The following is a 21,259-nucleotide window of genomic DNA, read 5'->3' on the forward strand; positions in this document are numbered from 1 at the left end:
ATGTCTAAGAATATAGGAAGCGAGCCACTTGGCAGATTCTATACAGGCAAAAAGCCGAAGAGAAGAAGAGAATGGCGCGGATTGAAGGATACATGGTATGACTATGTAAGGTGGCTTGGATACTGGAAGACTTTAATCACATTTATAATAAAACCTAATAACATGAAGGGCTTCTTCAGATACCGCTGGATGATTAATTATCTTGCATTGCCTGATTTCATGGACAGGCATACCGAGGGCATGAGAGGAACTCAGCTTAGAATGGCGCATCAGGCACTGGGACTTATCGTTACTGATATATGCGGGATGCTTGGACAGATATTTAAGGCAGACCCAGCTATCGGCAATGACAAGAAGCTAAACAGCAAGATTGTCCTTTTTGATGAAAATATGATGAGTACCCTGATGGGAGGTTTTCCGAACCTTACATGGTTGTCAGTGGAAGTTCCTGCTGTGTATACAAGCTCAATGATGTCACAGGATGGAGTGAGCTATTATGTTGATGTTACACACCAGTATGGTGTTCCGTCAGATGTCTGTCCTATGCCGGCGGCGGAGCTTGGTGTTGCACTGGCTGATGATTTCCCACTTATAGGCTGCTGTGCCGTGCAGTGTAATACGACATGTGACGGAAGCCTTATGGGTAACGGGATTGAAGCAAGGTCATTTAAGATTCCTACATTTCAGCTTGCTGTGCCTATAAGACACAGGCAGGAAAGTGTACAGGAGTATGCGGCAGAAGAGGTTGTCAATGCAATCCATTTCATAGAGGAACAGACAGGCGAGAAGTTCGACTGGAATGCGTTCTTTAAGAGTATGAAGCGGTTTAATGCAGAGACAGAGGAATTCTTAGAGTGGATGGAGATTTCCAAGACAGATTATCCGCAGGTTATGGGCGTAACGCTCGCACTTTACAGATATGGTGTGTATCAGGCTGCCGGTGGAAGAAATCAGGCATTTCTTGATATGGATAAAAAGCTTACGAAGATGGCGCTTGACGCATATAAGAATAAAGAAATGGCGGCGAAGGAGTACCGCCACAGAGCAATGACATGGGGCGTTCAGGCTGCGTATTACACAGCACTTCCAATCTGGCTTCTTAACTGCTGGGGCGTTGTGACTATTGCGGATATGTTAAGTATGGTGTCTACAGAGATGGTCAATACAGAGGATAAGCATCAGGCAATGTTAGACCTTGCATATCTGTATGAGAATATGATTATGCGAAACCGTTCTAACGGCGGTTATGAGACAGGCGTAGAGGCACTCTGGCGCTTCTGCGAAATGTTTAATATTGATATTGTAATCATGTATGTGCATATGGGCTGCAAATCAATGTCGGGATATCACGGCTTATTTGAAGAAGAAGCAAGAAAACATGGAATTCATTTAATATGGGTAACACACAATCTTATGTGTCCTGAGGATGGAACAAGAAGAGACATGAGAACGGAGATTAACAGATACATGAGAACTGTTTTCAGGGAAGAACCGCTCGACCCGTCACTTGAGGATTTTGACGATTCTAAGAGCTGGTAAGAAGTGTGTATGCTGCATATGTGGCAGGAAAGGATAACAGAATGAAATATTTCGGTGGTTGTGACGCAGGAAGTACATATACCAAATGTGTAATTATAGATGAGAATGGAAAAATCGCAGCTGCGGTTACTAAGAGAAGCAGGATTAATCCTGTGCTTAGTGCGAAGGATGCGCTTGACGAGGCTGTAAGCCAGGTTGACGGTTTAAACAGCGCAGAGGAGCTTACATATCTGATTGGTACCGGTTACGGAAGAAATAAAGTGCCATTTGCAGATGAGAATATATCAGAGATAAGCTGTCATGCTATGGGAGTTCATGTGACTGACCCTTCGGTTAAGGCGATTATTGATATCGGAGGTCAGGATGTTAAGGGAATTGCAATTGACACCGACGGAACTGTACTTAATTTTGCAATGAATGACAAATGTGCAGCAGGAACGGGAAGATTCTTTGAATCTATGGCAAGAGCATTTGAGATGTCTTTAGATGAATTTTCTAATCTGTCTCTTACAGCGAAGAATGTGATTCCAATAACAGCACAGTGCGCGGTATTTGCAGAGAGCGAGGTTATTTCGTTAGTAGGTGAGGGTAAGCCTATGGAAGAGATTGCAGCAGGAATACAGTTATCAGTTGCCAAGAGATGCTTTGTCATGGCTAAAAAAGCTGGTGCGGCTGACAGCGTTACACTTACAGGTGGATGTGCCAAGAATGAAGGCTTGAAGAAAGCAATAGAGAAGGTTCTTAAGATAAATGTAGTGGATCTGCCGACAGACCCACAGCTTATGGGAGCATTAGGTGCTGCAGAATATGCAAGACAGAAGGGAAGTAATGTATGATAGTATTAAAAGTGCTGGCAATTATAGCAATCGTGCTTGTTGTGCTTTTTTTTCTCACTCTTGTTATATATTTCTTTAATCTTGATATGAAGTTTGCGGCATCTTTAATCAAGCCGCTTACAGCATATTATAACTGGTCAAAGAACAGGCGCGAGGCGAAGAAGCATAAGCAGGAAGAGCAGAAAGAGTGACAACAGAGGCAGTATCAGAAAGAATGACAGGAAGGGCAGAAACAGCCGATGGATTTATATGATGGTGAGATAAAGAAGCTGACATCAATGCTTGAAAATCATGGAGCAAAGAGACTTCCATTACAGAGAGTGTGGGAGATGACTGATAAAGAGAATCTTATCCTTAAAAGTGAGATGGTTTATGAGCTTGGCGGTGGGAGCAATGCAGCGGTAAGTGCCATTGCATTTACACAGGATGAGGAACTTGTGCCGGAAGATGCTGTGTATCTTGTGGGTGATGACCTGTGTGATATTAAGAATGATATTTCATATGCAAGAATTACTGTAATCAGGCTGGATGGTGAATATATTAAGAATCATGATGATAATGCACTGTATGCTTCAATGAGGGCAACTGATTATGTAAGATACCATGCATTTCCTAAAGGATATATGATGAGAATATCAGCAGTCAGGGAAAGAGAACCTGTGAGAGTGAGTAAGGAAGCAGTTTCGCATGGGATTAATTTTGCAGCGGTAGGACAGGGGCTTATCAATGCCTACAGGAAGCGTCCTGAGGTTGAGGCTGTAAGCATATATTTTGTCACGGAGCAGGATATTGATTACATATTTTTAAAAAGTGAAGCACACAGATGTGAACAGATAACTGACTCGTTAAACAATATATTTAACGGTCTTACAATGGATTGTTCAACTTGCTCAAGCAGGGAATTGTGTGATGAAATAGACGGACTCAGACAATTACATATGAGTATTTTGTGAAAATACCTTGAAAAAAATTAAAATTAGGAATAATATGTTAATTGAATGAAATAGGGAACAATTAAATACATTGTACAAATGATGCATATGGAAAGGCAGGTAGTTATAAGATGTTTAAGAAAATGAATAACAAGAAGATAAAGGGGCGTTTGGACTATGTATTCAGACTGATAATTATATCATTTTCCGTAGTTGCAGTTGTTATATGTGTAATGATGATTTATATGTCTATGGATTACCGCAGGGTGCTGACGCGTTATGCGTTCCCTCAGGGAGATATTGCTACAGCTATGTCTGAGGCAGCAGAGATAAGAGGCGCTTCAAGAGGAGTTGTAGGATATGATTCAGTAAGTCTTATCAACTCAATGAAACAGCAGCATGATGAGCATGTCGAAGCATTTGAAGACAAGCTTGAACAGATAAGACCTTTAATGTCTAGTAAGGCTGGCAAGGAATGTATGGACAAGATTGATAAGGCATGGGCTGAATATAAGGAGATTGATGAGCAGGTTATAAAGCTGGGAGCTACAACAGATGCTAATCAGTCAATGAAGGCACAGACGATGATGCAGAAAGAGATGGCACCTAAGTATGAGGCACTTGATAATGCACTTAATGAACTTATGGACACTAATGTTGCTAAAGGTAATGCAGAAAAATTAAAGCTTGAAATATTACTTAAAATAGCAATTGTTGCGGCAGTTGGAATTATAGCTGCGGTAGTTGTTGTTGCTTCTAAATCAGCACGTGCGATTGCAAAGAGTATAGAAGCTCCATTAGATGGAATGATGGCCAGATTCGAGACATTTGCACAGGGAGATCTGGATTCACCATTCCCAGAAGTTGAGACTAATGATGAGATATCTGATCTTATAGACAGTGCACATGCTATGGCAGAAAGATTACATAATATTATCAGTGATGCCGGAAAACTTATGGGAGAGATGGCAGATGGTAATTTCGCTATCGCAACCGAACATGAAGATCAGTATACAGGTGCATTCAATGCATTGTTACTTGGAATTCGTAACATGAACCGTCAGATGAATTCAACATTAAAGGGTGTTGAAGATGCTTCTAAACAGGTGGCAGAAGGTTCTGCTAATCTTTCAGATGCTGCACAGTCGCTTGCAGAAGGTGCAACAGATCAGGCTGCAACAGTCGAAGAGATGCAGGCAACCATTAATGATCTTAATGAAGGTATACAGAAGACAGCAGAACAGCTGGAAAATTCATATAAAGAAGCAGAGAGATATGCTGATACAGCAGAAAACAGCAGAGAAAGCATGGAAGCTCTTATGGGGGCAATGGCTCGTATCAGTGAGGCTTCTGAGAAGATTGGCAATATCATTTCAGAGATTGAAAGTATTGCAAGCCAGACTAACCTTCTTTCACTTAATGCTTCCATTGAGGCTGCAAGAGCAGGTGATGCAGGCAGAGGATTTGCAGTAGTTGCTGACCAGATTCGTACACTTGCAGAGCAGAGTGCTAAGTCAGCGGTAGATTCAAGAAATCTTATAGAAGCTTCTATCTACGAGGTTGGAGAGGGGAATAAGATTGCTACTAAGGCATCTGATTCACTTAAGGAAGTTGTTGATGGTGTTCAGTCTATCGCAGAGAGTGCCAAGAAGATGAGAGATGTATCTACAAGTCAGGCTGCAGGTATGGAGCAGGCGGATGTTGAAATTGCAAGAATTGCAGAAGTTGTACAGGCTAATTCAGCAACATCACAGGAGACATCAGCTACAAGTGAAGAGCTTACAGCACAGGCTACAACTCTTAGTGAGATGGTTGCACAGTTTAAGTTAAGAAATGACTGATAATTACAATTACATATGTAAAGATTATTTAAGGAGCTGTTATCGTAGTGATATCAGCTCCTTATTGTATATCATGTATTTGTTATCGGGTTTGAATAATTTAATTAAAAGAGTTCATTTACCATGTCTGCTGTGTATGAAACGCTTGTGGCATGCTCAACCTCGATCATATAAAGAGCATGTGCTGCTAAATGTTCTGCTGCCTGTTCAAGGTCTCTGATACCTGTAGTATCCTTGCAGTAATCAAGAACAGCGTCAAGTCCGTCATCAAACACCAGGCACTCATCCTCGTGAAGTCCGATTCTTTTAAGAACCTTTGGGAGTGAATATTTAAGGAAAATTGTCTTTTTCTCTTCTCTTGTGTAATCAGGAATATCAATTACTGCAAATCTTGAAAGAAGCGGTGCACTTATCTTATCCTTATCATTAGCTGTGGCGATAGGATATACGCCTGAAGTTGGGATGAGACACTCCATGTAATTATCAGTGAATCCAAGATTATCAAGGAGTGTAAGGAGTACATCCGCAGGGTTGGCGTTACCATTACTTGAAGTTGCCTTATCAAGCTCGTTGATAATGAATACAAGGTTAGATTCACCAGCCATGTTGAATGCTTCCATGATAATACCAGGCTTTGCATTGGAGTATATTCTTGAACTTCCTGTAAGCTGTTCTGCGTCATTAATAGAACTCATATCAAGTGTTGTCCAAGGCATTTTAAGAATCTTGGCAACAAGGTAGGCAATCTGTGATTTACCTGTTCCGGCAGGACCTACAAGAAGGATACCGTATGCAGGAAGAGTGTGTGTTCTGTTAATCTGAATAACAGTTTCAATGATTCTCTGCTTAACACTCTCCATACCGAAAAGCTCTTCGTCAAGAATTCTTCTTGCTTCCACAGGGTCAATTGATTCGAAGTAATTGCTCTTCCACTTAATATTAAGCATGATAGAAAGTGCTCTCTGTGCATGTCTTTTCTCTTCAGGAGTTACCTCACTTGAACGGGCAACAACAAGATTGCGTCTTGCCCATAAACGGATATTTTCAGGAAGTGTACTTCCTGCACAGTTAAGAAAATCTGATATGCTTGTAAGGCTTGTAAGCTTCATATCATCAGCAGATTCATCAGGTTCTTCATTATTTTCCTCTGCAATGGCACTGCTCTCTAATAATCTTTCAATCATAAACTGAAGAAAACCGTCTTCGGCAGATAACTTGTTACCATTGCCAAATGCAACCTCCTGAATCTTGTATACATTGTATCCTTCAGATGTGTTAGCACCTGTAAGCTTTACTTTAACTCTGTTCTCGCCAAGCCATTTAATAAGGCTTGTAAATCTTGAATCAATCTTTAAGATATTGCTTGTAAAAGACTCACCATCAATCTGAAAATCAAATGCCGTTTTCTTATAAGGGTTAGTGAATAAACCATAAGATGTCTCATCCCACTTTTTCTCAGAATTATCCAGAACAAGGATTGGGTTCTCTGGTGAAGCTGTAGAATGGTCTGATTTAAAAGTTGTATAAGTACACTCAAAACCGGCAGTGTTGCCAGAATTGGCATTAGCATCATAAACTAACATAAATTCCTCTTTCTGTGCTTTAAACACTTGTAATAATCTATCATATAATAACATATTTTGGGAAGTTGGCAAGGAGAGGATTGAATATATTAAGCTATGTGCTATAATAACTATAGATAAAATATTAGCTATAAATGCATATATATCAGAAAACTAGCTAATATATTATATATATGTTTACACATAAGGAGGGATCAATATATGAATGAATATGTCTGGGAGACATGTGAAGAACTGGATAAAAAAATAGCTGACAGGGTAAGACTAATAAGAAAAAGACGCGCCATTTCACAAGAGAAGCTTTCTAAGATTAGCAATGTCAGTCTTGGCTCGATAAAAAGATTTGAAACAACAGGACAGATTTCACTGTTATCGCTGACTAAGATAGCTGTAGCACTTAATATCGCTGATGATTTAAGAAACATTTTTACGGAGATTCCTTATAACAGTATTGAGGAGGTAATAAATGAAAGAAGATAGAGTTATAAATGTTTTTTATCATGACAGGCTTGTTGGAACTCTTGCTATGACGAACGAAAGAAAGGCTGCATTTGAATATGCAGATGAATGGCTGGAGAACGGATTTTCAATAAGTCCGTTTTCATTGCCCCTTGAAAAGAAAGTATGTGTCCCTGTTAAAGAATATTTTAATGGCTTATGGGGAGTATTTGCAGACAGTCTGCCTGATGCATGGGGACAGCTGCTGCTTGACAGGATGTTAAAAGAAAAGGGATGTAATATAGACAATGTGAGTATGTTGGACAGGCTTGCAATTGTTGGAGAATCAGGAATGGGAGCATTAACATACAGACCGGAATGGGATATGCCAAAGCAGGAAAAACTCAGCAGTCTTGATGAATTATCTGAACAGTGTCAGAAAATTCTTAATACTGAATATTCTGACAAGCTTGATGAATTATACAGGCTTGGTGGAACAAGTGGTGGAGCAAGACCTAAAATTATGACTAAGATAGATGGCGAGGATTGGATTATCAAGTTTCCTGCTCATGTTGATGGAAAGAATGCGGGGCTGATGGAATACCGATATTCACAGTGTGCAAAGCAGTGTGGAATTGATATGGAAGAGACCAGACTTTTTCCATCTGATATATGTGATGGATACTTTGGAATTAAAAGATTTGATCGTAAGAATGATTCATTTGGAGAACACAGAATCCATATGCTTACAGCAGCAGCGCTTCTTGAACTGGATTTCAGGCAGCCCAATATGGATTATCACCAACTTATGAAATTAACAAAAATATTAACAAGGGACAATAAGCATGATATAGAGAATATGTACCGACGAATGTGTTTTAATGTGTTTGCACATAACAGAGATGACCATTCAAAGAATTTTACATTTATATATGATGAAAATAATGATGGCTGGAGACTGAGCCCGGCATATGACCTGACTTATAGTACGACATATTATGGAGAACATACTACTACAGTAGACGGCAATGGAAGAAATCCAGGAATTAAGGAGCTGGCTGCTGTTGGAACAGCAGCTGGAATGGAAAAAGATATATGCACTGAGGTTGCGTACGACATAGAAAAATGTGTTAAAAACGAGCTGGATGGTAATTAAACGTCCAGCTCGTTTTGTCAGGTATATATTAATTAACAGCCCTTATCTCGCCATCAGTAATAAGTGGATAGCGAACCAGCTTATCACCGTCAAGGTTCTCCTTATGCATATCAACAGCACATATCTGATGGTTGTCATATGCTGTGTAATAATAGATGCCTTTAGTTGTATTGCAGCAGCAGGTATATATTGTTATCTCATATTTGTCATCGTCTAGCTGGCAGCAGCCACGCTGCTGGTCTACGCTGCCTAATATATGAAAGAACTGGCTTACGCTTGATTTTTCATCGTCACCTGAAACAGAATTCATCTTAGTAAAAGCAACTTTTACGAATCTTGACTGAGATGACAGATCCCCAGGAAGTCCGAGTGCACCCATACCACGGCTGTATCTGTTGAATTCGAGCTTGTCCGAGAAATTGCTCTCAGGCTGTTTTGTAGATAATCCCATGTAATTGTTAAGATTAAACATCTGTATGTTAAATGGCGGATTATTAGTAAGCACGCCAACAGGGTTATCATATATATGAAGTCCGTCTGACATGGATTCAACAGTTATGCAGCTTTCCTTGTCAGCGATAATCCAGTGAAGATTAGCACATGGAAACATTTCATTAAACTGAGTGTTGGTAAGATTAATAAATTTAAGTCTTTTTTTAGCTTCATCAACTGTCGCACACTGTGATAATATCCACGGAATGAATTCGAATACGGCAACATTTTCAATATTACTCTCTCCGTTAAGACCTTTTAGGTCCGGTTCGCTGTAAGCTGCATTGCCAACAAAGTTAAGACCGGCCATGCCAAGCCCTTTTTCGTTAAATGCTTCATAATATAAAGGATAATCGTCAGCCACATGTGCCATTCCAATCATCGCATAGTGGTTATTCCTGACGCCCATAAATCTGAAATTAATAGGATAATTTCTAGGTGTGACAGTTACCTCATCACCATAAGAAAATTCATAATCTAGTGTTCTTCCCATATAGAAATCTTTAGTTTTATAAGTAGCTGCTGTACACATAAGCCCTCCTGTATGTCTTGGATTATAGTAATATTCTGATTATTTATTAAGAAATAATACATTACAGTTCTTTTTTTTACAATACAATTTCATGAAAACACTGTAGTATCCATATCATAAACTTAATAAATCAAAGACAAAGGCGTCGTACATCTAGTGTGCGGCGCCTTTATTGTTTATTTTGTTAATAATTAATCATGCAAAAAAGGAAGGGAGCTGGTTTTATGAAGAAAAAGTTAGGATTAGGAAGTGGCGTGGCAATATGTGTAGGACTTATTGTTGCCACAAGCTGTCTTGTTTCTTTGGGAACAGGAATGGGTTCGATAGGCCGATGGTTTATCATTCCGCTATTTGCAGTAATGGTGCTGAACTGGTTTATTGGCATATCATTTGCAGAACTGAATGGACTTATGCCAAGAGTTCAGGGAGGTACAGGACAGTATCTTCTGGCTGGTATGGGACCACTTCCATCATTAATTGGTAATCTGTCAGCCTATGTAATTACAGAAATATTAAGCATGACAGCAGAGATTACACTTTGCGGACTTGTTTTAAAAGGTCTGTTTCTGCCACATGTAGATAACAGGATAATATCAATTATAATAATGGCTTTGTTTCTCGTGGTTAATCTTTTTGGTGTAGATATATTTTCAAAGGTACAGAACATAGTAGTATTCCTGCTTATCGGTTCAATGGTTCTTATTGGATTAATAGGTGTATGTAAATTAGGAATAAGCTCAAATGTTGTTGATTATGCAGCAAATGCACCAACATTTGAACAGATAGGCGGATTTAAGGGACTTTGCTCATATGCCGCACTTGCATTCTGGCTGTTTATAGGTGTTGAGTTTATTATTCCGGTAGCAAAGGATTTGAAGAATCCAAGAAGAGATGTACTTCTTTCTATGACAATAGGTCTGGTTTTACTGTTTTTTGTACAGAGCATTCTTGGTATAGGAATGACTAACTATGTAAGCCTTGATATTCTTGCCAATGACCCTGCAGGTACTCCTCATATGACATATGCTACGAACCTTTTAGGCAATGCAGGACGTATATGGATGGGAATTATAACCATACTTGCAGCAGCTTCGACAATTAATACAGTATATGCCTCTGTTTCAAGAATTGTACAGGGTATGGGCGAGGAAGGCATGATGCCATCTGTATTTGCTAAGACAAACAAGAGAGGTGCAGCATGGGTCGGACTTGTAGTGCTATTTGTATTCGTTGCAGGAATAATTGCTTCAGGACTTGGAGCAACAGAGGGCGTAAGTTTTCTGTTATTGTCAGGTTCATGCTTCTGGTTATTAACATACTGCCTTGTACATGTAACAGTGCTTATACTCAGAAAGAGAAATCCTGAATATCCAAGAAAGAAGTGGCTTACATTAGGCGGAATACCTCAGATAATAGGTATTCTTGGAAATGTATACATGATATGGAATATATCAACAGGAGAAACCAGAATTAAGATATTTGAGTTGTGTGGAGTTTTATTTGCTGGACTTGTAGTTTATTCAATAATCTGGGTATGTGGAGTTATGAAAGCAAGCCCATTCCAGCCGGTACCGGTTGAAGTGATAAATGATGCTTCTGTCAAGTTCAATGAACTTGTAAAGAAGGAAAATGAAGAAAAGGCACTTGTAGGTGCAGAAGGAGAGGTAAACTAAATGGCAGAGAAGAGAGTAAATTATTCATCAGGAGCTCCATTAGAAGAAAAAGTAGGATACAGCAGAATGGTAAAGGTTGGTGACCATATATATGTTGGTGGAACAACGTCGGTACAGCCAGATGGTACAGTGTATGGGGAAAATGCCTATGAGCAGACCAGATATGTACTTGAGAAGCAGGTAAAGCTTATTGAACAGGCTGGTGCAGGTGTTGGAGATGTTATTAAAGTAGATGTGTTTGCTGTAGATATGAAAATGTGTGCAGATATATCAAGGGCATATTCAGAGATATTTCATGATATCAGGCCATTATGTACAGTGGTTGGAACACCTGCACTTAACAGACCGACACAGTTCGTGGAGATAATGATGGAAGCAGTTATAGGCTGTGGATTATAGAGGAGGAATTATTATGTATCCAGAAGTTGATTTTTTATATCTTAATGAACAGGAAATGATAAAGGCTGGCGTAAAGAATATGCCTAAATGCATAGATACAATGGAAGACGTTCTTAAATGTCTTACAAAGGGTGATTTCGTAATGGGAGGTGAAAACCATAATTCTCATGGCTGTATGGTAACATTCCCGAATGAATCTCCTTTTCCGAATATGCCAAAGAATGTAGGAGAAGATAGAAGATTTATGGCAATGCCGGCATATATAGGAGGACCATTTGATATGGCTGGTATGAAATGGTATGGTTCTAATACAGCTAATAAGGAAATAGGTCTGCCAAGGTCAATACTTATGGTTATGCTTAATGACAAGACAACCGGTGCACCGGTGTGTCTGATGAGCGGTAATCTTCTGAGCGCTTACAGGACTGGTGCAATTCCTGGTGTAGGGTTAAGACATCTTGCGCCAAAGGGTGCTAAGACGGGAGCAATATATGGTCCTGGTGTAATGGGAAAAACAAGCCTTGATGCATTTATGGCAACATGCCCAGAGCTTGATACACTTAAGGTAAAAGGTAGAGGAAAGAAATCATTAGACAGTTTCCTTGAATATGTCAAAGCTACATATCCACAGCTTACAACTGTAACAGTGGTAGATGATATAGAAACTCTGGTAAGAGACAGTGATGTTATATCATTTGCAGCCACAGCAGGAACAGATCCGTCAAAATATGCATATGTCAAAGGTGAATGGATAAAGCCGGGAGCGCTTATTGTTGCTCCAAGTGCATTTGATATGGAGACAGATTTTCTCAAAGAAAAATGTAAGAAGGTAGTTGATAATATAAAGCTTTACGAGGCATGGGCAGAGGAATATCCATATCCGACATTTGGTTCAATTAACATAATAGGTGCAAAGTTTACAGATATGTGCCATGATGGAATTATAAGTAAAAGTGATATTACTGATATGGGAGATATATTGCTTGGCAATGCATCAGGAAGAGACAGTGATGATCAGATAATTATATATTCTGTTGGAGGAATGCCTGTAGAAGATGTTGCCTGGGGTAAGGTGTGTTATGAAAATGCTGTGAAAATGGGACTCGGAACGAAGCTTAACCTATGGAACAAGCCTGATATGTGTTAAAAGAATATGAAATACATGTATATACTGTAAATATAAAAAGACCTGTATGGCTGCAAATAGAGCATTCCATGCAGGTTTTTTATTGATTTCTCCTCCTATTCGACATAATTCGACATGCATACGTTGTATTATCTATATAAAACATAAGGGTAAAGTCTTTTTGGAGGATAGAATGAAACGGATAATATGTGTTTTACTGGTAACAGTATTGATTGTAAGTATGCTGTTGTCATGTAGTATACCATTAAGAAACAGTGGAGAAGAAAAACAGAGAATAGTTGTACAGCTTGACCAGGATTACTGGCTTGCTAGTGTAGGAAAAATGTTGAAAGAACATTTTCCGGATGTTGAATTTGATTTTGTCATAAGCAGGGGAGGAGCACAGTATCTTAATGATGCAGCGCTTAATGATGATCTTGCGGATATAATAATAGATGCATCATCATGGACACAGACGTCTTCGTCTGATGATGATTATGATATTAATCCCAGGGATTATCTATATGATTTTTCATGTACAGATATTACAAACATGTTTTATAAGGTATATCTTGATGGATTTACCAATGAAGATGGTTCTGTGAACTGGCTTCCTGGTGCTGCGAGCGTGGAGGGGATACTTGCCAATACAGCAGTTTTTGAGAAATATGGAATAGAGCTGCCTCATGATTATGTAACATTTGTTGAAGCATGTAATAAGTTCAGTGAATATGGGATAAGAGGGTTTGCAACAGATTATAAATATGATTATACAGATTCATATATGTTACAGGCGTGGTCTATTCCATTGTTACAAAGTACAGAAGGGCGCATCTGGCGTTATGAAGCAATGGATGGAAAAATAGATTACATACCGGATGAACTGGGTGTGAAGTTGTTCTCGAGACTTGGACAGGTTTTGAAAAATACTGATGCACAGGCAGATGACACAAAAAGAGGATATTCAAGTATATTCCAGGATTTTGTGTCCGGGAAGATTGCAATGATACGCCAGAGCACTAATATTGCAGAGTATCAGGATGAGGGAATGAATAATCTCATTCTTTTGCCATATTTTGGGGAGACAGATAACGATAACTGGTATTTCAGTACACCCGGATATTCAATAGCTATGAATGGAAAACTTAAAGGAGCAGGGAAAAAAGAAGAGCTGGCACTGGATATAGTAAGATATATGTTTGGCAGTGATGTAATGAATGCAATGGCAGACAGAATACAGTCGGTTGTTGTGTATAATAAAGATGTAAATGTAGATGTGCAGGACATATTTTCTAACCTGATTCCTTATATTGAAAGTAATCATATGTATACATATATAAGGAATGACAGTGTGTGCCGGGCAAGCTGCGCAGCAGTACAGAAAATGCTGGCAGGAGATGTGGATGCAAAGCAGGCAGTGAAAGTGTTTAACAATAATTACAATGCGGTAAAAGAAAAATCCCCTGTTATTACCACATTTGACAGGGAATATCAGTGGAGAATATCAGATACAGGAAGTGAGGCATTTTCAGTGAGAGTTAATACGCTTCGGGAAATATGTAATGTGGATATGCTGATTGCACCTGCTGCCATGAATGCCGGAGACATCTATGAGGGAAGTTATACAGCAGCACAATTACAGGCACTTATAATGGGAGGAGGAGTGAAATTTTATACGAAGGATGCAACAGGAGCTGAGATTAAAGATGTTGTGCGGTGCCTTGTGGAAGGCTGTGGACGGGATGACGACCCGATATCATGGGATACGCTGCCGGCATCAAGCGGATTTACAATGAAGATATCAAGAGATGATAAGGGCAATATGCATCTTGAGGATATTCTGAAAGATGGAAAGTCAGTAGAAGACGAAAAAATATATTCTTTCTGTTATGTTGACGTTTCTGGTCATACTTTGTTGGAACGTGCATATAATTATGATATGTCAAAGCATGGCGGAGTTCATATGTATAGGGCTGAGGCAGACATCAGGGAAGGCGAAAAATATGATGGATATATAGCTCATACAACAAATGTAGCACAACAATGGATAAAGTATTTTGCTGATGGAGGCAGACTGGCTGCACCAGAAGCTTATATACAGAAGAGCTGATTATCTTGAGAAAGGAAATGGGGCAATTGAAGAAGAATGAGTATAGAAAATATTTCTTTGCAGCAGTAGGCGTGGCAATAATTGTATTTGTGTGTGTAGGCGTAATAATGCTTAATTATTCCATTATGGTCAAAAGAGAACTGTATGAGACAAGTTCGAAGAATCTTAATGAAGTGTATACGCAGGTCAGTGAAAAATTCATGCAGATAACCGGGCAGCAGTGGAACCTGCTTGGAATGACAGGTGATTATATAGATGAGGCTGGTGAAAATATAGACAGTATCAGTAAGTTTCTTGCTGAATGGAAGAATGAATGGCATTACACAGAATTTTATTTTATAGATGATGCCTGTAATTACTTGTCATCGTCAGGTAAAAAGGGGTATCTTGAACTCGGAAATACATGGAAAAGTCTTGTGATAGACAGGAAAAATGTTGTAGTCGATGGTTCACTTCCGGGAAGTGATGAGGTAATGTTTTTTGCGATTCCTGTCCAGCCGGCATATATTAGTGGTTTTAAATACAGTTCCATAGCGGTTTCATACAATACAGAAGCTATTAATAAAGAACTGGGTGTAAAAGCGTTTTCAAAGGACACAAGCAGTTATGTAATATATGCTAATGGTGATATCGTATTAAAGTCTGAAGGCAGCATGGATATAGGTGGTAATATATTTTATCATCTGAAAAATGCGGATATTTCCGGTAAGTCACTGGATGGTTTTATGAAAAGTGTAAAGAATTCAGATGCAGAAGAAATGGTATTCAGGCTTGATGAAAACCAGTATTGTCTTGTTTATGTTCCAATTGGATTTGATAACTGGGGGCTTATATCAATGGTTCCTATAAGCGTCGCCAATTCAAGCTCTCTTGCGGTTCAGCATAGAACTGTTATAATGGCAGTACAGATAGGTATACTGCTTCTTATGGTTGCATGTGTAGTACTATATACATATTACAAAAGATATGTAAGTGAGAAGGATCATGAGATTGCAAGACGGGATATATTATTTTCGATTATGGCTAAAAATCTGGATGATGTGTATATTATGCTTTCGTGGGGAGACTGGAGAAAACTGTATGTAAGCAGAAATATCGAGAGAGTTCTGGGAATAAGGAGCAGTGAATATGATGGTATCCTTAAAGATTTTGGAGAATTGGAAAAGAGGGGAGAAGTTCCTGAATGGAATGATATTGTGAAGCTGGGAAAAGGAGAATCTGCTGTTAATGAATACTGGATAAAGCCAGCAGATTCAAGTGAATACAGACTTTTTAACCAGGGATGTTATCATATGGATAAAGACGGAGATGATGTTCTTGTAATAATTCTGTCAGACAGAACTTACGAGCAGCAGATAAGAAATCATATGGAAGATGCGCTTCATACAGCAGAGGCAGCAAATCGTGCAAAAAGTCAGTTCCTGTCTAATATGAGTCATGATATAAGAACTCCTATGAATGCAATTGTAGGATTTTCACAGCTTATGTTAAGACATTATAAGAATCCGGATAAAGTCAGAAACTATGCAGAAAAGATAGTTGTTTCAAGCCAGCATCTGCTGAGTCTTATTAATGATGTCCTTGATATGAGTAAAATTGAGTCAGGGAAAACTACTCTTAATCTTTGTGACGTGAATCTTGCTGACATCATAAATGAGACAGACAATATAATCAGACCGCAGGCAAAGAAGAAGAACCAGACATTTGTTGTGAAATCAGATGGTGTTGAATATTGCTGCATTACCGCAGATAAATTAAGACTCAGCCAGATACTTATTAATATATTGTCTAATGCTGTTAAATATACAGAAGAAGGCGGTAACATAACATTTGAAATAAAAGAAATAAAAGTTACCAATCCACAGATTGTAAAATACAAATTCATCATATCTGATAATGGAATAGGAATGAGTGAAGAATATTTAAAAGACATATTTAAACCGTTTACAAGAGAAGAGACAAGCCTTACAGATGCAGTCCAGGGAACAGGACTTGGAATGGCAATAACCAAGAATCTTATTGATCTCATGGGTGGAACTATAAAGGTACTAAGCACACAGGGAGTGGGAACAACTTACGAGGTAACTATGGAATTCAGAATTGCGGATATTAATACGAATAAAGACCTCTGGAACAGATATAACATACCAAAGCATGAGAATGAACCGGATCATGTACTTGTGGGTAAGAATTTTCTAATAGCAGAAGATAATGGTATTAACTTAGATATGCTTAAAGAACTTCTAAAGGAAGAGGGGGCAGCCTGTGATTGTGCAAAAAACGGAATGGCAGCTGTTGATTTGTTCAGACATTCAAAGAAGGGGCAGTATGATCTTATATTTATGGATGTACAGATGCCTGACATGGATGGATATGAGGCTACAAGAGCAATAAGACAAATGAAGCACCCTGACGCAAAGGATATTCCAATAGTAGCTATGACAGCAAATGCATTTTCTAATGATGTAAAAGCTGCATTTGATTGTGGGATGAATGCTCATCTTGCAAAACCTGTTAATATAGACCGTATAAAAGACATAGTTGCAAATTTTACATAAATTTTACATAACTTACATAATACATTTTACAATGCTCATTTAGAATACACATGATGTGTGAAAAAGTCGTTCAAAAAGGAGCTTATGTAAAATGAATATTTTTGGTGTACTTACGATGGCAGGCGGACTGGCTTTGTTCTTATATGGAATGAATGTCATGGGAGATTCCTTAGCAAAGCTGTCCGGAGGTAAATTAGAACAGATACTTGAAAAACTTACTTCTAAAAGAATTATGGCAGTATTGCTTGGTATGGCTGTGACAGCAGTTATACAGTCATCATCTGCAACTACGGTAATGGTTGTAGGCTTTGTTAATTCAGGTATTATGCAGCTTTCACAGGCTGTAGGTATTATTATGGGTGCCAATATTGGTACAACAGTGACTTCATGGATGTTATCACTTACAGGTATAAGTGGAGCAGGATGGATTAATCTTTTAAAACCATCATCATTCTCACCTGTGCTTGCTGTTATTGGCATAATTATGACTATGACCTGCAAGGATAATTCTAAGAAAAAGGATATAGGTAATATTCTTCTTGGATTTGCAATTCTTATGTTCGGTATGGAAACTATGAGTGGCGCAGTTGCACCGCTGGCTGACAATGAGAAGTTTACGGGTATGCTTACACTGTTTTCTAATCCGTTATTCGGACTTCTTGCAGGTACAGTGCTTACAGCAGTTATACAGTCATCATCTGCATCGGTTGGTATACTGCAGGCATTATGTGTAACAGGTGCGGTTAACTATGCGACAGCAATTCCTATTATTATGGGACAGAATATAGGTACATGTGTAACAGCACTTATATCTTCTGTAGGTGCAAAGAAGAATGCCAAGAGAGCATCAATGATACACCTTTATTTTAACATGATAGGTACTGTTATATTTATGGTTATATTTTACAGCCTGAATATGTTTGTTCATTTTGAATTTTTATCAACACCGGCAAATGCAGCAGGAATAGCAGTGATTCACAGTCTCTTTAATATTGGATGTGTAATTATACTTTTCCCATTTTCTAATCTGCTTGTGAAGCTTGCAACTCTTTCTATTCCGGATGGAAAACATGAGGAAGTTATTCAGACAGGTGTGGCAGCAGATCTTGCAGCACTGGATGAAAGATTCTTAGAGACTCCGGCAGTTGCGATGGAGTTATGCAGGAATACGGCTGTGAAGATGGCACATTTGTCACAGAAAGCGCTAGATAAAGCGCTTGACATTATTAATAATTATTCAGATGCTGCATATGATGAGGTTGTGGCAATGGAAGAAGATGTCGATAAGTATGAGGATAAGCTGGGTTCATATCTTGTAAAGGTTGGTAACTGCGATTTATCAAGACATGATAATCATACATTTTCAATACTTCTTCACTGCATGAGTGATTTTGAAAGAATATCTGACCATGCGATTAATATTGCAAAATCTGCAAAAGAGATGAACAGCAAGGAGTCATCTTTTTCACAGAATGCAAGAAAAGAACTTGAAACATTTGCAAAAGCGGTACATGATATAGTTAGTAATACAGTACAGGTTTTTGAAAATCAGGATATTGAGGCAGCAAAGCATATTGAGCCGTTAGAACAGGTTATTGATGGACTGAACTTAGAGATTAAGCAGCGTCATATCAACAGATTAAGAAAAGGCAGATGTACAATTGAGACAGGACTTATACTCGAAGATATTATGACAAATTTTGAGAGAGTATCAGACCATTGCTCTAATATTGCTGTATGTATGATTGAAGTAAGAGATAATGGTTTTGAAACACATGGATATCTGGAGCATCTTACTAATGAGGATAATCCTCAGTTTGCAAAAGAATGCAGACAGTATTATAAACAGTATCAGCTTCCGGAATTAAAGAAAGCTGACTAGAACAGGAGATGAGAATATGGCTCTTATATACATAGTTGAGGATGATGAAAGCATAAGGGAAATAGAGACAATTGCACTTAAGAACAGTGGACATATGGTAGGTGCATTTGGAAGTTCCAAAGAGTTTTTTAAGAAGCTTGATGAGATTCTTCCGGACCTTGTGTTGCTTGATGTTATGCTTCCTGATGAAAGTGGTTATGACATCATTAAGAAGTTAAGACTGAATTCTGCAACTAAGAGACTGCCGGTTATTATGGTGACGGCAAAGTCTACAGAGCTTGATATGATAAAGGGACTTGAGGATGGTGCTGACGATTATATTAAGAAGCCGTTTTCTGTAATGGAGCTTATTACAAGAGTTAAAGCACTTCTTAGAAGAACAGAAACAGACGAGGCAGGCGTGCTGGATGTTGGAGAGATTGAACTTAATCATGAAAGGCATGCTGTTACGGTCTCAGGAAAGCAGGTTGAACTTACATTTAAAGAATATGAATTGTTAAGATATCTTATGGCTAACAAGAATATAGTGCTTTCAAGAGATTCTATTGTACTTAAGGTATGGGGAACAGAATTTGAAGGCGAGTCAAGAACTGTGGATATGCATATTAAGACTTTAAGACAGAAGTTAGGTGATGCAGGCTCGCGTATAAGAACCGTGCGTAATGTAGGATATGTTATTGAGTAGCCTGATATAATTGACAGACAGAACAGGGTGGATATATGAAGCAGAAGATTAATTTAAGGCTTATTGGAATAGCAGTTATAGCGGTTCTTGCTACAGCTATCGGAATAACTTTTATATATTATGGACTGTTTAAGAAACAGGTCCAGGCCGGACTGAGAACTAATGCTGAAGTACTCATGGAAACCGGAGTTTTTGAAAAGTCGTCGCAATATGCTGATGTAAAGCTTCCAATTAATAATCTCAGGATTACATGGATAGATTCAGATGGGGTGGTGCTTTTTGATAATGATAATGATATTAATGTAATGCCTAATCATAAAGACAGACCTGAGATACAGGATGCATTTCATACCGGACATGGTCAGTGTGTAAGAAATTCTGACACGATGGATATGAATACCTTTTATTATGCTCTAAAACAGAAGGATGGGACTGTTATAAGAGTATCCTGTGATGCAAGCAGTTTATTAAGTGTGTTTGGCAATGTATTTCCGGCTGTAACAGCAATACTTGCAGTAATTATAGTAGTGTGTATCGTTCTTTCACAATTACTTACAAGGACACTTATTGAGCCTATTGAAAGAATGGCTAAGAATATGGATTCCGTACAGGAGAAGCCTGTATATAAAGAAATAGCCCCTTTTGCAGAGAAAATCAGGACACAGCATGAGAATATTCTTGCTGCTGCAAGAAGCAGACAGGATTTTACTGCAAATGTATCACATGAACTAAAGACTCCTCTTACCGCAATATCAGGCTATGCCGAGCTTATTGAGAATGAGATGGTAAACCATGAACAGGGAATACATTTTGCACATGAGATTAAGCGTAATTCAGAAAGATTATTATCATTGATTAATGATATTATAAGGCTTTCAGAATTAGACCACAGCGAAATGCCAAGGCAGTATGAGAATTTTGATTTGTATGAGTTTGTTAAGGATTGTGCAGAGTCTCTGCAGGTTAATGCACAGAAACAGGGAATACGTTTTTCGTATAGAGGTTCAACATGCATGATTCGTGGCAATAAGGATATGATAAGGGAACTTATTGATAATCTTGTACAGAATGCAATAAGATATAATAAAGAAGGTGGACATGTAGAAGTGTTTGCAGGAATGGTAGATGGCAAGCCAAGGTTAGAAGTGACTGATGATGGAATAGGAATTCCTAAGGATCAGCAGGACAGGGTATTTGAAAGATTTTACAGAGTTGATAAGAGCCGTTCAAAGGAAACTGGTGGAACAGGGCTTGGCCTTGCTATTGTAAAGCATATTGTAGAACTTCATGATGCAAGAATATATTTAGAAAGTGAAGTTGACAAGGGGACACAGATACGCATCGAATTCTAGAATGATTAAGAGTGGAAGTTTTTATGTCTTTCACTCTTTTTTCTTTTTATAACAGAGTGATTGTGTTATATTATATAAAAAGAGAAAAACAGATATAATCTGCGGAAGCAGGGAATATAATATAT

17 protein-coding genes are annotated in these 21,259 nt (G+C 38.5%); 15 read left to right on the forward strand and 2 right to left on the reverse strand.

Going from position 1 to position 21,259, the window contains the following annotated elements; genetic code table 11:
• The 5 genes from GKE48_RS09060 (at position 1) to GKE48_RS09080 (ending at position 5,148) form a co-directional block, all read left to right on the forward strand.
• Entirely contained in the window at positions 1-1,539 is a 1,539-nt protein-coding gene (locus GKE48_RS09060) for a 2-hydroxyacyl-CoA dehydratase family protein (RefSeq protein WP_154300900.1), read from the forward strand.
• Between the two features lie 41 nt (positions 1,540-1,580).
• On the forward strand, positions 1,581-2,375 hold the full coding sequence (locus GKE48_RS09065; RefSeq protein ID WP_041688745.1) for an acyl-CoA dehydratase activase: 795 nt from the start codon (positions 1,581-1,583) through the stop codon (positions 2,373-2,375).
• Positions 2,372-2,566 carry a hypothetical protein gene (locus GKE48_RS09070; RefSeq protein ID WP_012739868.1) on the forward strand — a complete coding sequence of 65 codons (195 nt, stop codon included), beginning with the start codon at positions 2,372-2,374 and terminating at the stop codon, positions 2,564-2,566. Before GKE48_RS09065 ends, GKE48_RS09070 begins: the two co-directional genes overlap by 4 nt.
• 48 nt (positions 2,567-2,614) lie before the next feature.
• Positions 2,615-3,328, forward strand: a complete 714-nt coding sequence (locus tag GKE48_RS09075) for a hypothetical protein (protein ID WP_012739867.1) — start codon at positions 2,615-2,617, stop codon at positions 3,326-3,328.
• Positions 3,329-3,438: 110 nt separating this feature from the next.
• Positions 3,439-5,148, forward strand: a complete 1,710-nt coding sequence (locus GKE48_RS09080) for a HAMP domain-containing methyl-accepting chemotaxis protein (protein ID WP_154300901.1) — start codon at positions 3,439-3,441, stop codon at positions 5,146-5,148.
• A 104-nt stretch (positions 5,149-5,252) separates the two neighbouring features.
• Here the strand turns inward: GKE48_RS09080 and GKE48_RS09085 are convergent, their stop codons facing one another.
• On the reverse strand, positions 5,253-6,731 hold the full coding sequence (locus tag GKE48_RS09085; protein WP_154300902.1) for an AAA family ATPase: 1,479 nt from the start codon (positions 6,729-6,731) through the stop codon (positions 5,253-5,255).
• A gap of 201 nt (positions 6,732-6,932) precedes the next feature.
• On the opposite strand from GKE48_RS09085, the gene GKE48_RS09090 reads away from it, so the two are divergent.
• Together GKE48_RS09090 and GKE48_RS09095 are read left to right on the forward strand one after the other, a co-directional pair.
• Positions 6,933-7,211 (forward strand): helix-turn-helix domain-containing protein, encoded by a 279-nt coding sequence (locus tag GKE48_RS09090; protein ID WP_154300903.1) that lies wholly within the window; start codon positions 6,933-6,935, stop codon positions 7,209-7,211.
• Entirely contained in the window at positions 7,198-8,325 is a 1,128-nt protein-coding gene (locus GKE48_RS09095) for a type II toxin-antitoxin system HipA family toxin (RefSeq protein WP_154300904.1), read from the forward strand. The genes GKE48_RS09090 and GKE48_RS09095 overlap by 14 nt, the downstream gene beginning before the upstream one ends.
• 28 nt (positions 8,326-8,353) lie before the next feature.
• On the opposite strand, the gene bsh is transcribed toward GKE48_RS09095, so the two are convergent.
• Positions 8,354-9,349, reverse strand: a complete 996-nt coding sequence (bsh, locus tag GKE48_RS09100) for a choloylglycine hydrolase (RefSeq protein ID WP_154300905.1) — start codon at positions 9,347-9,349, stop codon at positions 8,354-8,356.
• A 224-nt stretch (positions 9,350-9,573) separates the two neighbouring features.
• Between bsh and GKE48_RS09105 the strand changes: the two genes are divergently transcribed.
• From GKE48_RS09105 to GKE48_RS09140, 8 genes are all read left to right on the forward strand, one after another.
• The gene (locus tag GKE48_RS09105) at positions 9,574-11,022 is read left to right on the forward strand and encodes an APC family permease (protein ID WP_154300906.1); all 1,449 of its coding nucleotides are present in this window, start codon (positions 9,574-9,576) and stop codon (positions 11,020-11,022) included.
• Positions 11,023-11,421, forward strand: a complete 399-nt coding sequence (locus GKE48_RS09110; protein ID WP_055287732.1) for a Rid family hydrolase — start codon at positions 11,023-11,025, stop codon at positions 11,419-11,421.
• 13 nt (positions 11,422-11,434) lie between these two features.
• A complete protein-coding gene (locus tag GKE48_RS09115; protein WP_055287733.1) occupies positions 11,435-12,568 on the forward strand; it encodes a tyramine oxidase subunit B in 1,134 nt (377 codons plus the stop codon).
• A gap of 172 nt (positions 12,569-12,740) precedes the next feature.
• Positions 12,741-14,657, forward strand: coding sequence for an ABC transporter substrate-binding protein (locus GKE48_RS09120; protein ID WP_173016911.1), 1,917 nt, complete (start codon positions 12,741-12,743; stop codon positions 14,655-14,657).
• 26 nt (positions 14,658-14,683) lie between these two features.
• Complete coding sequence (locus tag GKE48_RS09125) at positions 14,684-17,215, forward strand: ATP-binding response regulator (RefSeq protein WP_173016912.1); 2,532 nt, start codon at positions 14,684-14,686, stop codon at positions 17,213-17,215.
• 91 nt (positions 17,216-17,306) lie between these two features.
• On the forward strand, positions 17,307-19,097 hold the full coding sequence (locus GKE48_RS09130) for a Na/Pi cotransporter family protein (protein ID WP_119218284.1): 1,791 nt from the start codon (positions 17,307-17,309) through the stop codon (positions 19,095-19,097).
• 16 nt (positions 19,098-19,113) lie between these two features.
• Positions 19,114-19,782, forward strand: coding sequence for a response regulator transcription factor (locus GKE48_RS09135; protein WP_022098468.1), 669 nt, complete (start codon positions 19,114-19,116; stop codon positions 19,780-19,782).
• 35 nt (positions 19,783-19,817) lie between these two features.
• Positions 19,818-21,134 (forward strand): sensor histidine kinase, encoded by a 1,317-nt coding sequence (locus tag GKE48_RS09140; protein WP_154300909.1) that lies wholly within the window; start codon positions 19,818-19,820, stop codon positions 21,132-21,134.
• Positions 21,135-21,259 lie beyond the last annotated feature (125 nt).

It is taken from the genome of Lachnospira eligens (genome assembly GCF_009680455.1).
GTDB lineage: Bacteria > Bacillota > Clostridia > Lachnospirales > Lachnospiraceae > Lachnospira > Lachnospira eligens_A.

Coding starts and splice junctions, on each gene's coding strand:
- bsh (WP_154300905.1), bottom strand. CDS start 9,349: ATGTGTACAGCAGCTACTTATAAAACTAAAGATTTCTATATGGGAAGA.
- GKE48_RS09060 (WP_154300900.1), top strand. CDS start 1: ATGTCTAAGAATATAGGAAGCGAGCCACTTGGCAGATTCTATACAGGC.
- GKE48_RS09130 (WP_119218284.1), top strand. CDS start 17,307: ATGAATATTTTTGGTGTACTTACGATGGCAGGCGGACTGGCTTTGTTC.
- GKE48_RS09135 (WP_022098468.1), top strand. CDS start 19,114: ATGGCTCTTATATACATAGTTGAGGATGATGAAAGCATAAGGGAAATA.
- GKE48_RS09085 (WP_154300902.1), bottom strand. CDS start 6,731: ATGTTAGTTTATGATGCTAATGCCAATTCTGGCAACACTGCCGGTTTT.
- GKE48_RS09070 (WP_012739868.1), top strand. CDS start 2,372: ATGATAGTATTAAAAGTGCTGGCAATTATAGCAATCGTGCTTGTTGTG.
- GKE48_RS09120 (WP_173016911.1), top strand. CDS start 12,741: ATGAAACGGATAATATGTGTTTTACTGGTAACAGTATTGATTGTAAGT.
- GKE48_RS09105 (WP_154300906.1), top strand. CDS start 9,574: ATGAAGAAAAAGTTAGGATTAGGAAGTGGCGTGGCAATATGTGTAGGA.
- GKE48_RS09095 (WP_154300904.1), top strand. CDS start 7,198: ATGAAAGAAGATAGAGTTATAAATGTTTTTTATCATGACAGGCTTGTT.
- GKE48_RS09065 (WP_041688745.1), top strand. CDS start 1,581: ATGAAATATTTCGGTGGTTGTGACGCAGGAAGTACATATACCAAATGT.
- GKE48_RS09075 (WP_012739867.1), top strand. CDS start 2,615: ATGGATTTATATGATGGTGAGATAAAGAAGCTGACATCAATGCTTGAA.
- GKE48_RS09140 (WP_154300909.1), top strand. CDS start 19,818: ATGAAGCAGAAGATTAATTTAAGGCTTATTGGAATAGCAGTTATAGCG.
- GKE48_RS09080 (WP_154300901.1), top strand. CDS start 3,439: ATGTTTAAGAAAATGAATAACAAGAAGATAAAGGGGCGTTTGGACTAT.
- GKE48_RS09110 (WP_055287732.1), top strand. CDS start 11,023: ATGGCAGAGAAGAGAGTAAATTATTCATCAGGAGCTCCATTAGAAGAA.
- GKE48_RS09090 (WP_154300903.1), top strand. CDS start 6,933: ATGAATGAATATGTCTGGGAGACATGTGAAGAACTGGATAAAAAAATA.
- GKE48_RS09115 (WP_055287733.1), top strand. CDS start 11,435: ATGTATCCAGAAGTTGATTTTTTATATCTTAATGAACAGGAAATGATA.